This window comes from Klebsiella planticola (assembly GCF_000783935.2).
In the GTDB taxonomy this organism is placed as follows: domain Bacteria; phylum Pseudomonadota; class Gammaproteobacteria; order Enterobacterales; family Enterobacteriaceae; genus Klebsiella; species Klebsiella planticola.
This window is the reverse complement of the sequence record NZ_CP026047.1, coordinates 3211513-3225314: the sequence shown is the minus strand read 5'-3', so window position 1 is coordinate 3225314 and position 13802 is coordinate 3211513. Positions and strand designations below refer to the sequence as shown.

12 protein-coding genes are annotated in these 13802 nt (G+C 60.1%); 2 read left to right on the top strand and 10 right to left on the bottom strand.

Annotation, left to right across the window (positions count from 1 at the left end; genetic code table 11):
* Nucleotides 1–43: 43 nt before the first annotated feature.
* From MC50_RS15535 to MC50_RS15525, 3 genes are read right to left on the bottom strand one after another with little or no spacing between them, the layout of a single operon-like run.
* Nucleotides 44–1108: a sugar ABC transporter substrate-binding protein gene (locus MC50_RS15535; RefSeq protein WP_032688934.1), complete on the bottom strand. Its 1065-nt coding sequence runs from the start codon at nucleotides 1106–1108 to the stop codon at nucleotides 44–46.
* A gap of 20 nt (nucleotides 1109–1128) precedes the next feature.
* Complete coding sequence (locus MC50_RS15530; RefSeq protein WP_032688935.1) at nucleotides 1129–2127, bottom strand: ABC transporter permease; 999 nt, start codon at nucleotides 2125–2127, stop codon at nucleotides 1129–1131.
* On the bottom strand, nucleotides 2124–3626 hold the full coding sequence (locus tag MC50_RS15525; protein ID WP_032696426.1) for a sugar ABC transporter ATP-binding protein: 1503 nt from the start codon (nucleotides 3624–3626) through the stop codon (nucleotides 2124–2126). The genes MC50_RS15530 and MC50_RS15525 overlap by 4 nt, the downstream gene beginning before the upstream one ends.
* 161 nt (nucleotides 3627–3787) lie before the next feature.
* Between MC50_RS15525 and MC50_RS15520 the strand changes: the two genes are divergently transcribed.
* Both MC50_RS15520 and MC50_RS15515 read left to right on the top strand, forming a co-directional pair.
* Nucleotides 3788–4885 carry an oxidoreductase gene (locus MC50_RS15520; protein WP_004859384.1) on the top strand — a complete coding sequence of 366 codons (1098 nt, stop codon included), beginning with the start codon at nucleotides 3788–3790 and terminating at the stop codon, nucleotides 4883–4885.
* Between the two features lie 60 nt (nucleotides 4886–4945).
* A complete protein-coding gene (locus tag MC50_RS15515) occupies nucleotides 4946–5689 on the top strand; it encodes an SDR family NAD(P)-dependent oxidoreductase (protein ID WP_032688938.1) in 744 nt (247 codons plus the stop codon).
* Between the two features lie 9 nt (nucleotides 5690–5698).
* Here MC50_RS15515 and MC50_RS15510 read toward each other — a convergent pair whose 3' ends face one another.
* From MC50_RS15510 to entC, 7 genes are all read right to left on the bottom strand, one after another.
* Nucleotides 5699–5896, bottom strand: a complete 198-nt coding sequence (locus MC50_RS15510) for a YbdD/YjiX family protein (protein WP_032688939.1) — start codon at nucleotides 5894–5896, stop codon at nucleotides 5699–5701.
* 49 nt (nucleotides 5897–5945) lie between these two features.
* The gene (gene cstA / locus MC50_RS15505) at nucleotides 5946–8051 is read right to left on the bottom strand and encodes a pyruvate/proton symporter CstA (RefSeq protein ID WP_032688941.1); all 2106 of its coding nucleotides are present in this window, start codon (nucleotides 8049–8051) and stop codon (nucleotides 5946–5948) included.
* Nucleotides 8052–8890: 839 nt separating this feature from the next.
* Nucleotides 8891–9304 carry a proofreading thioesterase EntH gene (gene entH / locus MC50_RS15500; protein WP_032688942.1) on the bottom strand — a complete coding sequence of 138 codons (414 nt, stop codon included), beginning with the start codon at nucleotides 9302–9304 and terminating at the stop codon, nucleotides 8891–8893.
* Nucleotides 9305–10060 carry a 2,3-dihydro-2,3-dihydroxybenzoate dehydrogenase EntA gene (entA, locus tag MC50_RS15495; protein WP_032688943.1) on the bottom strand — a complete coding sequence of 252 codons (756 nt, stop codon included), beginning with the start codon at nucleotides 10058–10060 and terminating at the stop codon, nucleotides 9305–9307.
* Nucleotides 10060–10911, bottom strand: a complete 852-nt coding sequence (gene entB / locus MC50_RS15490; protein ID WP_032688945.1) for an enterobactin biosynthesis bifunctional isochorismatase/aryl carrier protein EntB — start codon at nucleotides 10909–10911, stop codon at nucleotides 10060–10062. Before entB ends, entA begins: the two co-directional genes overlap by 1 nt.
* A gap of 13 nt (nucleotides 10912–10924) precedes the next feature.
* Nucleotides 10925–12532, bottom strand: coding sequence for a (2,3-dihydroxybenzoyl)adenylate synthase EntE (gene entE / locus MC50_RS15485; RefSeq protein ID WP_032700594.1), 1608 nt, complete (start codon nucleotides 12530–12532; stop codon nucleotides 10925–10927).
* Nucleotides 12533–12541: 9 nt separating this feature from the next.
* Nucleotides 12542–13717, bottom strand: a complete 1176-nt coding sequence (entC, locus tag MC50_RS15480; protein ID WP_032688948.1) for an isochorismate synthase EntC — start codon at nucleotides 13715–13717, stop codon at nucleotides 12542–12544.
* Nucleotides 13718–13802: the final 85 nt, after the last annotated feature.

Genomic DNA, 13802 nt, shown 5'->3' with positions numbered 1-13802 from the left:
ACCTGCCAGACCACAGACCCGGTAAGCGCAGCGCCAGCGGGCGTTACTTGTTTTTTGCTTCCAGCGTGGCGAACCACGGGGCGATAAAGTCTTCCGTCTGGCCCCAGCCCGGAATGATTTTACCCAGCGAGGCAACGTTAACTGCCCCCGGCTGCGCCGCCAGCAGCGCCTGCGGAATAGCCGCCGCTTTGAAGTCATAGGTTGCAGGGGTCGGTTCACCGGCAATCTTATTGGCGATCAGGCGCACGTTAGTGGCGCCGATAAGCTTCGGATCCACTGCCACGCTCACCTTCCACGGGCTGCCGGATTCACGCATCAGCTGCAGATCCTGGTTAGAAATATCAATGCTGTAGAGTTTGATTTCGCTGCGACCGTTCTCCTTCAGCGCTTTATAGGCTCCCTGGCTGAACGCATCCCAGGTTCCCCAAATCGCATCGATCTTGCCTTTCGGGTATTTAGCCAGAATCGCACCCACTTTATTGGCGGTATCGCCCTGCACGTCGGACGAGACGGCGCCAATCGACTCCAGCTCTTTAATCCCCGGGTTTTGCTTAAGCAGCGTCTGGTAAGCGGCCTGGCGGCGCTCCATCGGCGGGAAGCCGGCGACCCACAGTTTGATGATGTTGGCTTTGCCGTTGAAGTCTTTCACCAGTTGGCCAAAGGAGAGCTCGGTCAGCGAAGCATCGTCCTGCTGGGTGACGGTGACGCCCGGGATCTCACCGTTGACCGCCGTATCGAATACGGCGACTTTAATCCCGGCATCCACCGCTTTTTTCACCAGCGCGGTCGAGTACGGATCGCGTCCCTGGGAGAGAATAATGCCGTCGTATTTCTGGCTAATCGCCTGGTTAACGAAGTCCTGGAATTTGGCATCATCGCCGTTGCTCAGGAAGGTGCTGATTTTAAAACCGAGCTTTTTACCCTCCTGGATGGCCCCGGAGACAAACTGGGTGGTGTTATCGTCGGATCCAAGATTGCGGATCACCGCGATACGAATCGGGCCGCTATGTTCGGCAATCGCCGCCGGGATCGGCGTCGGGGTTTCAGCAAAGGCCGCCGCAGAGTTGAACAACCCCAATGCGATGAGTGAAAGCGTTATCTTTTTCATGGTGTTTACCCTGTAAAATGTTATGTGCGGCGCTGAAAGTAGGTCAGTGCGAGCGCGCCAGCCAGCACCAGCCCTTTAATAATGTCCATGGCGTAGTACGGCACCGACAGCATCACCAGGCCGTTGGAGAGCACGCCAAGAATCACCGCCCCCACCAGCGTCCCCAGCGCGTTCGGTTTGCCGGATCCCGCCAGAGAAAAGCCAATCCACGCCGCCGCCACCGCATCCATCAGGTAGCCGCTGCCGGCATTAACCTGCGAGGAACCGATGCGCGAGGCCAGTAAAATGCCGCCCAGCCCGGCCAGCAGCGAGGCGATAACATAGGCCGCCACTTTATAGCGGGTGATGCGCAGCCCCGAGAGCCGTGCGGCCTCTGGGTTTCCGCCGATGGCGTACATTCTCCGCCCGTGCGTGGTGAACGAGAGCGCCAGCTGAGCCACCACGGTCACCACCAGCATCACGATCACAATCGTAGGCACCTGTCCCAGCGAGCCGAAGGCGGCCGGAATCACGCCTTCCGCCATGTCACCGCTCGGCAATACCATGTTCTCGGTAATCGATCCGCCGTAGCTGTAGGTCATTGCCACGCCCTGAATCACAAACAGGCTGGCGAGGGTGGCCAGCATGTCGGGAATGCGCAGTACGACAATCAAAAAAGCGTTGAACAGCCCCACCAGCGTACAGAGCGCCAGGGTGACAAGGATCGCCTCGGTAGTGCCGAAGCCGTGCCAGACAAACAGCGAAATCACCAGCGCGTTTGCCAGTGAAGCCGTGGACCCCACCGACAGGTCAAAGCCGCCAATGGTCAACGAAACAGAGACGCCAATCGCAATCACCGTCACGATGGCGATGGAGCGCAAAATGTTGATGATGTTGAACGGGTCGAGGAAGTTGTCCGAGGCGAGGCCAAAAACGGCAATCAGCGCCACCACGGTCAGCAACATGCCCCATTTATAAAGAAAATCAAAAAATCGCTGACGACCCGATGCCGTCGCGTTAACTGCCAGGGCCTTACTCACGCTGCTGCTCCTCCGGTGGAGTAATAAAGAAGTGTCTCTTCCCGGGCCTCAGCGCCCGGAATTTCTGCGACGATACGGCCGTCCCACAACACGCAAATGCGATCGCACAATCCCACCAGCTCAGAGAATTCGCCCGAGGCATAGATAATCCCCTTCCCGTCTCGCGCCAGGCCGTCGATCAGGGTGAACAGGTCGGTTTTGGCTTTCACATCGACGCCCTTGGTCGGCTCGTCGAATATCAAGACGTTGGCGTTGCCGCGCAGCCATTTGCCGATCGCCACTTTCTGCTGGTTACCGCCGGAAAGCCGGCGCAGGGTCTGAGCCGGGCCGGTAGTACGAATCCCGATCCTGGCGATCACCTCTTCCGCCCAGCGCCACGCCTGGCGATGGCCGAACAGGCTCCAGCGCGAAAAGCTGTTATCGGCGCTGACCGCCAGGTTCATGCCGATCGGTTCTTCGATAAAAATGCCCTCTTTGCGTCGCTCTTCCGGCACCAGCGCCAGCCCGCGCAGCACGGAATCTGCCGGGTCGCGAGGCCGCCACGGCTGGCTGTTCAACTCCCCGCGGGTCAGGCGGCTTTTGCTGGCGCCAAACAGCGCTTTGCACAGTTCAGTTTTTCCCGCGCCGGCCAGGCCGGCGATACCAAGAATTTCGCCTTTGCGCAGACGCAGCGAAATATCCTGCAGCAGCCCCTCATCGTGCAGACCGTCAACCTGTAACAGAATCTCTTCGCCGTGCGGCGGACGTTGCGGCGGGAAGATATCGCTCAGCTCATGGCCGAGCATCTTCTCGACGATCTGCTCGCCGCTCAGATCGTTCATCGGACTGCTTTCAATCAGCTTGCCGTCGCGCAATACCGTCAGGGTGTCGCAAATAGCCTTCAGCTCATGAATACGGTGGGAGATGAACACCACGCCGATCCCCTGCTGTTGCAGGCGGCGCACCACCGTAAACAGGCGCTCACTTTCATGCTGATCCAACGGCGCGGTGGGTTCATCCAGAATCAAAAACCGGCAATGGTGCGACAGCGCGCGGGCCAGCAGAATCTGCTGTTTCTCCGCCAGGGTACAGCTGTCGATGGGGCGACGCACATCGAGCGTAATATCCAGCTGGGCCAGGGCCTCGCGCGCCTGCTCGCGCACTGCGCGCCAGCTAAAGCCCAGCCCCGGCTCCGCCAGACGATCCAGCATAATGTTTTCCGCAATGGACAGGCCGGGCACCAGCGCCACATCGACCTCCTGCTGCACCAGATGAATGCCCAGCTGTTTCGCATCCCGCGGCGAGCGAACGCTCACCGGCTGATTATTGATGACAATCTCGCCCTCATAATGGGCGTGCGTTCCGCACAGCACCGCCATCAGCGTCGATTTCCCCGCCCCGTTAGCACCGGTCAGCGCGTGTACCGACCCTCCCCGCAGGGTGAACGCCACATTGCTCAGCGCCCTGAAACCGGAAAAGGCCAGATTAATGTTGTTCATCTCAAGACGATTCGCTGTCATCCGCCGGGACCTTTACGATTAATATTCTGATTTAACGAATTTTTCACAGCCGACCTTGACTGACAACTGCGTAAAAGGCATAAGATAAAACGAAATAATATTAGCCATCCGGATGTCCAGACATAACATCAGGTTAGCGAAACGAAATAAGGACAGCGTTCATGAGCAACAGCGATATCCGCGTGGTACCCGGCCCGGCTAACTATTTTTCCCATAACGGCAGCCTTGCCCACCTGCACGATTTTTACAGCGACGAGCAGCTTGCCCGCGCCATCTGGATCTACGGCGAGCGCGCCATCGCCGGTGCGCAGCCCTTCCTGCCGGAGGCGTTTCATGCCGTCGGCGCCAAAAAAGTGCTGTTTAGCGGGCACTGCAGCGAAAGCGACGTCGCGCAGCTGGTCGCGGAAGCCGGAGATGACCGCGCCGTGGTGATTGGCGTCGGCGGCGGCGCGCTGCTGGATACCGCCAAGGCGGTGGCCCGGCGGCTGGGTCTGCCGGTGGTGGCCATCCCGACCATCGCCGCCACCTGCGCCGCGTGGACCCCGCTGTCGGTGTGGTACAACGACGCCGGGCAGGCGCTGCATTTTGAAATTTTTGATGACGCCAACTTCCTGGTGCTGGTGGAACCGCAAATCATCCTTAACGCGCCGGCGGAATATCTGCTGGCGGGAATCGGCGATACGCTGGCGAAATGGTATGAAGCAGTGGTGCTGGCACCGCAGCCGGAAACGCTGCCGCTGACCGTGCGTCTGGGGATTAACGGCGCGCTGGCCATTCGCGACGTTCTGCTGCAAAGCAGCGAAACCGCGCTGGCGGATCAACAGCGCGGCGAACTGTCGCAGGCGTTCCGCGATGTGACGGATGCCATTATCGCCGGCGGCGGGATGGTCGGCGGCTTAGGTGAGCGCTATACCCGCGTCGCCGCCGCCCATGCGGTGCATAACGGCCTGACGATCCTGCCGCAGACTGATAAATTCCTTCATGGCACCAAGGTTGCCTACGGCATTCTGGTGCAAAGCGCCCTGCTGGGTCAGGACGACGTGCTGGCCCAGTTGATCAACGCCTGGCAGCGTTTCAACCTGCCCACCACCCTGGCGGAACTTGACGTGGATATCCACAACCGCGACGAACTGGAGCGGGTCATTGCCCATACCCTGCGTCCGGTGGAGTCGATCCACTTCCTGCCGGTGGAACTGACGCCGCAAAGCCTGGCCGCCGCGTTTGAGAAAGTGGAAAACTTCCGCAGACAAGTGCATTGACGGACAGGAATCTCGCTCTATACCTAATGATGCATCTCCCACTCACAGTACGAGGTCATCATGCAGATCGAGTTAACGGGTAAAAGAGCGTTGGTTACCGGCGCCAGTCGCGGAATTGGCCGCGCCATTGCGCTGTCGCTGGCGCAGGCGGGCGCCGATGTGGTTATCACTTATGAAAAATCCGCCGATAAAGCACAGGCGGTTGCCGACGAGATTGTGGCACTCGGCCGCCGCGGCGCGGCGATTCAGGCCGACAGCGCGAACGCCCAGGCGATTCAGCAGGCCGTCACGCGCACGGTCGAGACCCTGGGTGGGTTGGATATTCTGGTAAATAACGCCGGGATTGCCCGCGGTGGCCCGCTGGAGTCGCTGTCGCTGGAAGATATCGACGCGCTGATCAACGTCAATATCCGTGGCGTGGTGATCGCCATCCAGGCAGCGCTGCCGCATCTACCCGCAGGAGGGCGCATTATTAATATCGGCAGTTGCCTCGCCAACCGCGTCGCCTCGCCGGGCATCGCGGTCTACGCCATGACCAAATCTGCGCTCAACTCGCTGACCCGTGGCCTCGCCCGCGATCTCGGGCCGCGCGGTATTACCGTAAACCTGGTGCATCCCGGGCCGACCGATAGCGATATGAACCCGGCGAACGGGGAGCAGGCCGACTCGCAGCGTCAGCTTATTGCCGTCGGACATTACGGTCAGCCGGATGACGTTGCCGCCGCAGTGACCTTTCTGGCCAGCCCGGCGGCCGGACAAATCTCCGGCACCGGTCTGGATGTTGATGGGGGACTTAATGCCTGAAGGAAGGGCTTAACAACATTTCGCGCCGCCTTTTCCGCCGTAGCGTGCATCCTGTCGCTCGCGGAAGAACTCTTCATAGGTCATCGGCGTTTGCTCAGGATGCGTCTGGCGAATATGCTCGACATAATTATCGTAATCGGGCACGCCAATCATCATTTTCGCCGCCTGACCCAGATACTTCCCGGCTTTCGAAAGGGTATCAAACATAGTGCTCTCTCATGGTCCCCCTTTCCGGCATGCGGAAAGGGGGTGGGGTTTAATGTGCGCGCTTCGCCTGAGCCGCCATCGGCTGTGCAGCGGTAGGTAACGCCTCATAAGGCGTCTCTTTCGCCGTCGGTTTGTCCTCTTTCAACGCCGCCAGCGCGGTTTTGATGGAGAAGAACGCCAGCACCACCACGACCACCATAAAGAAGATGGTTAATCCCGCATCCAGCCGGTTGTTAAAGACCAGCTGCGCCAGCTGTGATTCGGTGTACTGGGCAGGAATATTGCCGCTATCGATCATCGCCTGGAACTTATTGGCAATCGCCAGGAAGCCGACTTTGGTATCCGGACTGAACGACTTTTGCCAGCCGGCGGTCAGGGTACAAATCAACAGCCAGGCCGTCGGCAGCAGCGCGACCCAGGCATAGCGTTCGCGCTTCATTTTAAACAGTACCACCGCACACAGCATCAATGCCATCCCCGCCAGCATCTGGTTAGCGATACCAAACAGCGGCCACAGCGTGTTAATGCCGCCGAGCGGGTCAACAACCCCTTGATGCAGGAAGTATCCCCATGCCAGCACGCAAAGCCCGGTTGCCAGCAGGTTGGCCGGCAGCGAGTTGGTTTTCTTCAGGCCCGGGCTGAGCACGCCCAGTAAATCCTGCAGCATAAAGCGCGCCGCACGGGTGCCCGCATCTACCGCCGTCAGGATGAACAGGGCTTCAAACAGAATGGCGAAGTGGTACCAGAAGGCGACATCCATCAGACCGCCCAACGAGCCGTGCAGGATGTAGGCCATCCCCACCGCCAGCGTCGGTGCGCCGCCGGCTCGCGAGATGATCGACTGCTCACCCACTTCGCTGGCTATCTGGCGCAGCGTGTCCGGCGTAATGCTAAAGCCCCAGCTGCTGACCACCTGCGCGGCAGAGGCCACCACATCGGTGGTGCCAGCCGGCGCCAGCACCGCCATCGGGCTGTTCATCGCAAAGTAGACGCCCGGATCGATAACGCAGGCCGCCACCAGCGCCATGATGGCGACAAAGGACTCCATCAGCATACCGCCATAGCCGATAAAGCAGGCCTGGCCCTCATTCGCCAGCATCTTAGGCGTGGTTCCGGATGAAATCAGCGCATGGAAGCCGGAGACCGCACCGCAGGCGATGGTGATAAACAGGAACGGGAACATGCTGCCGGACCACACCGGGCCGGTGCCGTCAATAAATTTGGTCAGCGCCGGCATGGTCAGCGTCGGGCGCATAATCAGAATACCAATCGCCAGCCCGACGATGGTGCCGATTTTCAGGAAGGTCGACAGGTAATCACGCGGCGCCAGCAGCAGCCACACCGGAAGAACGGCGGCAATAAAACCATAGCCCACCAGAATCCAGGTCAGCTGTACGCCGGTATAATCAAACCACGGCGCCCAGGTCGGGCTTTCCGCCACCCATCCACCGGAAACAATCGCGAACACCAGCATCACCAGGCCAATCACCGACACTTCGCCGATGCGTCCCGGACGCAGGTAGCGAATGTAGATCCCCATAAAGATCGCCAGCGGAATAGTGAAGGCCACGGTATAGGTGCCCCACGGGCTGTGGGTCAACGCTTTCACCACAATCATCGCCAGTACGGCGAGGATAATCACCATAATCATAAAGCAGGCCACCAGCGCCAGCACTCCGGCGGTTGGCCCCATCTCTTCTTTCACCAGCTCACCGAGAGAACGCCCGTCGCGGCGCGTAGAGACGAACAGCACCATAAAGTCCTGCACCGCGCCGGCCAGCACCACCCCGGCGAGGATCCAGATCATCCCCGGCAGATAGCCCATCTGCGCCGCCAGCACCGGTCCTACCAGCGGCCCCGCACCGGCAATCGCCGCAAAATGATGACCGAACAGCACTTTTTTATCGGTCGGGACATAATCAAGGCCGTCGTTATGCCGTACGGCGGGGGTCATGCGCGTCGGGTCAACCGCCAGCACATTTTTGGCGATGTAGAGACCGTAGAAACGATAGGCGATCAGATAAATGCAGACTGCCGCGACGACAATCCATAACGCATTAATCTGTTCACCTCGGTTTAAGGCGATGTAGCCGAGGGCAAAGGCTCCGACAACCGAGAGCAATGTCCAGATGAGGTATTTCCCTGAATGATTCATCGTTGCGTTCCACCGGTAAGGTAATCAGGATGTTACATTTTGTTTCTAGAACACAACGCCGGGTTTAACAACATTGAAACCGTACAGATGTCGTACAAAGACAGGGATTTATCTCACATTGCTAGCGAGATCACTTCTGGGGGGAAAATGGAATGTATCGTCAGCAAGAAAGCGCTACATGATACGTGGTCAGACAACCCCCGGATCGCGGCGTAAACGCCTGCTCCAGGCAACCTTAGTGCACCGACCCGTCGCCCGGCTAAGCATAGCGCCAGCCGGGAAAACAGGGAGCTTAGCCCGGGTCCCGTAGCCCCGGTAAGCGCAGCGCCACCGGGGAGTCGGCCGCAGAGTATTGCCACACGGAGGCCGCTCCCGGAGATGAAATATTGTGCCTCCCAGGCGACAAAACCACAGACGGTTGTTAATCCGTAGCCCGGCTAAGGCGTTCACGCCGCCAGCCGGGAAAGCAGAGAGCATAGCCCGGGTCCCGTAGCCCCGGTAAGCGCAGCGCCACCGGGGAGTCGGCCGCAGAGTATTGCCACACGGAGGCCGCTCCCGGAGATGGAATATTGCGCCTCCCGGGCGACAAAACCACAGACGGTTGTTAATCCGTAGCCCGGCTAGGCGTTCACGCCGCCAGCCGGGAAAGCAGAGAGCATAGCCCGGGTCCCGTAGCCCAGGTAAGCGCAGCGCCACCGGGGAGTCGGCCGCAGAGTATTGCCACACGGAGGACGCTCCCGGAGATGAAATATTGCGCCTCCCGGGCGACAAAATCACAGACGGTTGTTAATCCGTAGCCCGGCTAAGGCGTTCACGCCGCCAGCCGGGAGCAGAGCGCCTCAGCCGAGGACCGCGGTCCCCAGGCGGCAGGTACAGCAGCGGCGGCCCCGCTCGTCAAACACCGCAATCTCCCAGCTCTGGTTCTGACGCCCGAGGTGCAGAGGGCGACACTCACCGCGCACGCGACCGCTCGAGACCGCCCGATGGTGGGTTGCATTCAGCTCGGTCCCCACCACGCACTGCCCCTCTTCGGTCATCAGCCAGCCGGCCATCGACCCCAGCGTCTCCGCCAGCGCCGCGGAGGCGCCGCCGTGCAGCAGACCAAACGGTTGATGCGTACGCGCATCAACCGGCATACTCGCCTCCAGCAGCCCTTCTTCCAGCCGGGTGTAGACAATCCCCAGGTGAGCAACCATCGTATTCTCGCTGGTGGCATTAAGCGCCTCCAGCGTCAACTGACGTTTCCAGGCCATTTACGCCCCCAGCGTCGAGCCGCCGTCCACCACGATATCCTGCAGCGTGATATGACTGGCGTGATCGGAAGCGAGGAACAGAATCGTGCTGGCAATCTCCTGCGGACGCGCAATTTTACCCAGCGGGATCCCGAGCTTAAACTGCTCGCCGAAACCGCGGATACGGCGCTGCTCGGCATCCTCACTCACCCACAGCGTGCGCTGCATATCGGTGTCGGTGGAGCCCGGCGAAACCAGGTTGCAGCGTACGCCGCTGCCCGCCAGCTCGAGGCCCACGGTCAGCGCCAGACTTTTCAGCGCCGCCTTTGAGGCGCCGTAGGCGCTCATGCCGATGCGCGGCGTATGCGCGGCATCGGAGGCAACGGTGACAATGGCCCCGCCCTGCTGGCGACGGAACTGGCCCATCGTCTGCTGGAACAGGTTAAACGCGCCGCCGACGTTGACGGCGAAAGTCTGCTGCCATGCCTCCAGACTCAGCTCATCGGTCGCGCCCATGCGCAGAATCCCCGCGGCGTTAACCAGCACATCCAGCCGATCGATGCCTTTCAGCAGATGCCCGCACACCTCGGCCACCTGCTGCGCATTGGCAACATCCAGGGTGTGGGTGGCAAACGGATAGTCATCGCCCTCAAAAGCGAGATCGAAACCGCTCACCCGGGCGCCGGCTTCAACAAACGCCAGCGCCGTTGCATAACCAATCCCTTTGCCGGCGCCGGTGACCCAAACGGTTTGCCCCTGAAAATCCAGCGCGGCCATTATTTCACCTCACGGGAGAGCAGCGCCCACCAGGCGTCAATGGTCGGGTTTTTCGCCAGCATCACGAAGTCAATATCGCCGTGCACTTTGCGCCAGCGGGCGGCCAGCGCCATCATACGTACCGAGTCCAGACCGTAGTCGATCAGATTTTCGTCATCCATAGGCTCGTCGGATTCATCGAGCAGCGGCAGCACCAGCGCACGCAGCGCCGTTTTTGATGCCGGCAGCGGCAGCAGCTCTTCGGTCATCACTACCCGGCCACTACGACCGGCAACATATTTCAGCGACATCAGATGTTCTTCACGGCTAAAGTCAGCCAGCGCATCGGCGACGAAGAACGGCTTAATATCGCGCATAAAGGCGTCGGTAGCGGTGGTCATACAGCCGATATGGGCATAGACGCCGGTGATAATCAGCTGATCGCGGCCGCTCTCTTTGAGCATCTCTTCCAGCGGCGAGCGGTGAAACGCACTGTAGCGCCACTTCACCAGTACGGTGTCGTGTTCATCCGGCGCCAGCGCGGCAATCACGCGCTGCTGCTCCGGCGAACGGGTCAGGCCCGGCCCCCACATATCATTAAGCAGGGCGCGATCTTCATCGCTTTGCTCTTTCGGTTGCGCGGTGTAAAACACCGGAATGTTATTCTGTTTGCAGAAATCACGCAGCGCGGCAATATTGGCAACGACTTTCGCCATCATGGCGCTGTCTTCGCCCCAGAAGTTGAGGAAATATTCCTGCATATCGTGGATCAGCAGCGCAGCGCGGGATGGCTCAAAAGCCCAGTTCACTTTATTCGCCGGGATGTCGCTGGCTTCCGGCAGCGTGTAAGCCTGTAATTTCGGGATGGCCATTCTCTCTTCTCCTTCAGCCCGGCTCGCGTGAAGCCAGCCACTGGCGTAATTGTTTTTTATCGACTTTGCCCACCGGCGTCAGCGGCAGCGCATCCAGGCACTCCACACGGTCCGGCAGTTTAAATTCCGCGACGCCCTGTTCGCGCAGGAAACGGCGTACCGCTACCGCACGCAGCGGCTCTTTCACCACCAGATACGCGCAGCTTTTCTCGCCCAGCAGGCTATCTTCCATGCTGACCAGCGCGGCATGGATCACCGCCGGATGGCGCAGCAGCAGGTTTTCAACTTCCTCCGCCGCGATCTTCTCGCCGCCGCGGTTGATCTGATCTTTTTCACGCCCTTGCACGGTGATGTACCCGTCTTCGTCGATCGAGATCAGATCGCCGGAACAGTAAAAACCGTCGGCATCAAACGCTTCGGCGTTATGCTGTGGACTTTTGTAGTAGCCGCGGAAGGTGTATGGACCCCGGGTCATCAGACGTCCCACCTCGCCACGTGGTAGCGGGTTGCCGTCGGCATCTGCCACCCAGACCTCATCGTCCGGGCACATCGGGCAACCCTGGGTATTGATGATGCGCTCCGGGCTGTCGTTGAGGCGGGTGTAGTTCACCAGCCCTTCCGCCATGCCGAAGACCTGCTGAAGCTGGCAGCCAATCTCCGCCGGAATCCGCGCCGCCAGCGTTGCCGACAGGCGCGCGCCGCCAACCTGCAGCAGCGTCAGCGAACGCAGCTGCGCATTCCCGGCCCCTTCGCGGATCGCCTGTAGCCACAGGCTGACCGCCGGCGGTACCAGTGAAGCGACGTTAATCTGATGTTGTTCAATCAGCGGGAAGCAGAGCGTCGCGCTCGGATCGGCGGCCAGAATCACCCGACCACCGGCGAGGAACACGCCGAGGGAACCCGGCGAGCTCATCGCGTAGTTGTGGGCGGCGGGCAGCGCGTTGAGGTAGCGGGTTTCCGCGCTGATGCCGCAAATTTCGTTACTGCGACGGATGCTGTAGTCGTAGTCGTTATGGGTGCGAGGTATCAGCTTCGGCGTCCCGGTACTGCCGCCGGAGAGCTGGAAAAAGGCCACTTCATCGGCAGGTGTCGGATTCGCGATAAAGTTCTCCGCCGGCCGCGCGATCGCCGCCGCCAGATCGTATTCACCGCAATCGTTGCGCAGCAGCACAACCCGTACTGACGCATGCTGCTCAACAAAGCCATTCAGGAAATGATCATCGGCAAACAGCGCATGCTCGCGATCGGCAATCAGCAGCGCGGGCTCAATTTGCGTCGCGTAGGCATTCAGCTCGCTGCGCTGATGGCTGAACAACGCATTCACCGGCGCCACCCCGATACGCAGCAGCGCAAACAGGGTGATGTAGAATTCGGCAACGTTGCCCAGCTGCACCAGCGCGGTTTCGCCGCGCTTCAGCCCCAGACGCTGGAGCGACGAGGCCAGGTTATCCACCTGCTGATTGAACTGACGATAGCTGTGCTGCTTATCACCGTCGATAATGGCGATGGCGTCGCTGTCGGCGTGACGGGTAATCAGGTTGGTTAGCGGCAAATCCTGCCAGTAGCCCTTTTCGCGGTAGCGGGCGGCAAAACTTTCCGGCCAGCGGTTAAATGCAATCATCATTGCCTCTTAATTCAAGCCAAACACATTCAGCATGGTCGTCAGTTTGACGCCGGTTTCACGCCACTCTCCCAGCGGAGAGGAGGCCGGAACAATCCCCGCGCCGGCAAACAGACGCAGCGTACGCTGATGCAGGCGAGCGCAGCGAATCGTCACCACCCATTCGCCGTTACCTTCGTCATCGCACCAGCCAACAATGCCGCCAAATAGCTGGCGGTCGAACGGTTCAAGCTCGGCAATCAGTCGTTTCGCCACCTGATGTGGGAAACCGCTCAGAGCCGGGGTAGGATGCAGCAGGCAGGCCAGCGACATCGCGTTCTCCTGCGCCAGCGCGGTACCTTCAATCGGCGTCGCCAGGTGCCATAGCGTTGGCGTGGTGACCAGCTGTGGGGAATCCGGCAGCGACAGTTCACGGCAGCGCGGCGTCAGCACCGCCTTCATCGCCTGGGTCACCAGTTCGTGCTCGTGGCGATCTTTTCCGGAAGCCAGTAGCTTGTTACCCGCTTCGCGATCCAGTACGTCATCCGGCTGGCGGCGGGCCGAGCCGGCCAGCGGCAGGGAGCTGAAATGATCGCCCTCTTTGCGCAGCAGCAGCTCCGGGCTGGCGCCCAGCAGCACGCCGCCGTCGGAGAGCGGCACGTGGAAGTTAAAGCTGGCAGGGTTCTGCGCGATCAGGCGCTCGAGCAGCGCGCCGCTGTCCACGCGCTCGCGGGTGGTAATATCGATCAGGCGTGACAGGACAACCTTGTCCACTTCCGGCGTCGCGGTCAGCCCGGCGGCCCGCTCTACCATCGCCATAAACGCATCCTGTTGAGGAATCTCCTGACGCTCCACGACATCCATTGGCGTCTGGGCGGTGAAGTAGCGCGCCGACTGCTGTTTACCGGTGCGGGAGAAATTCTCCCAGCTCTCTGGAATAAACAGTTCGGAAGGCTGGTTGGTATCAAACGGGATAGCGCCGACCATCACCGGCTTACGGATCCCGGCAGCCTTCGCGTCAGTGAACGCGGCCGCCATATTCCGCTGAAACTCCCCATCGAGCAGCGCGCCATCGGCGGCAGAGTGGGAAAAACGGCTAAAACAGCCCGCGGTACGAAAACTGCGGTACGGCGACATAAAGAAGAAGCTTTCCGGCAACAGGGTCATTTTTTGTTCCTGTACATCCTCGGCCAGTGACGTTTCCATATCATCCTCCAAAAACGATAAAGATATTACGAATAATTATCATTTATATTTTGGTTGGCTAACCTAAAAGGTATTGCCTGCCATG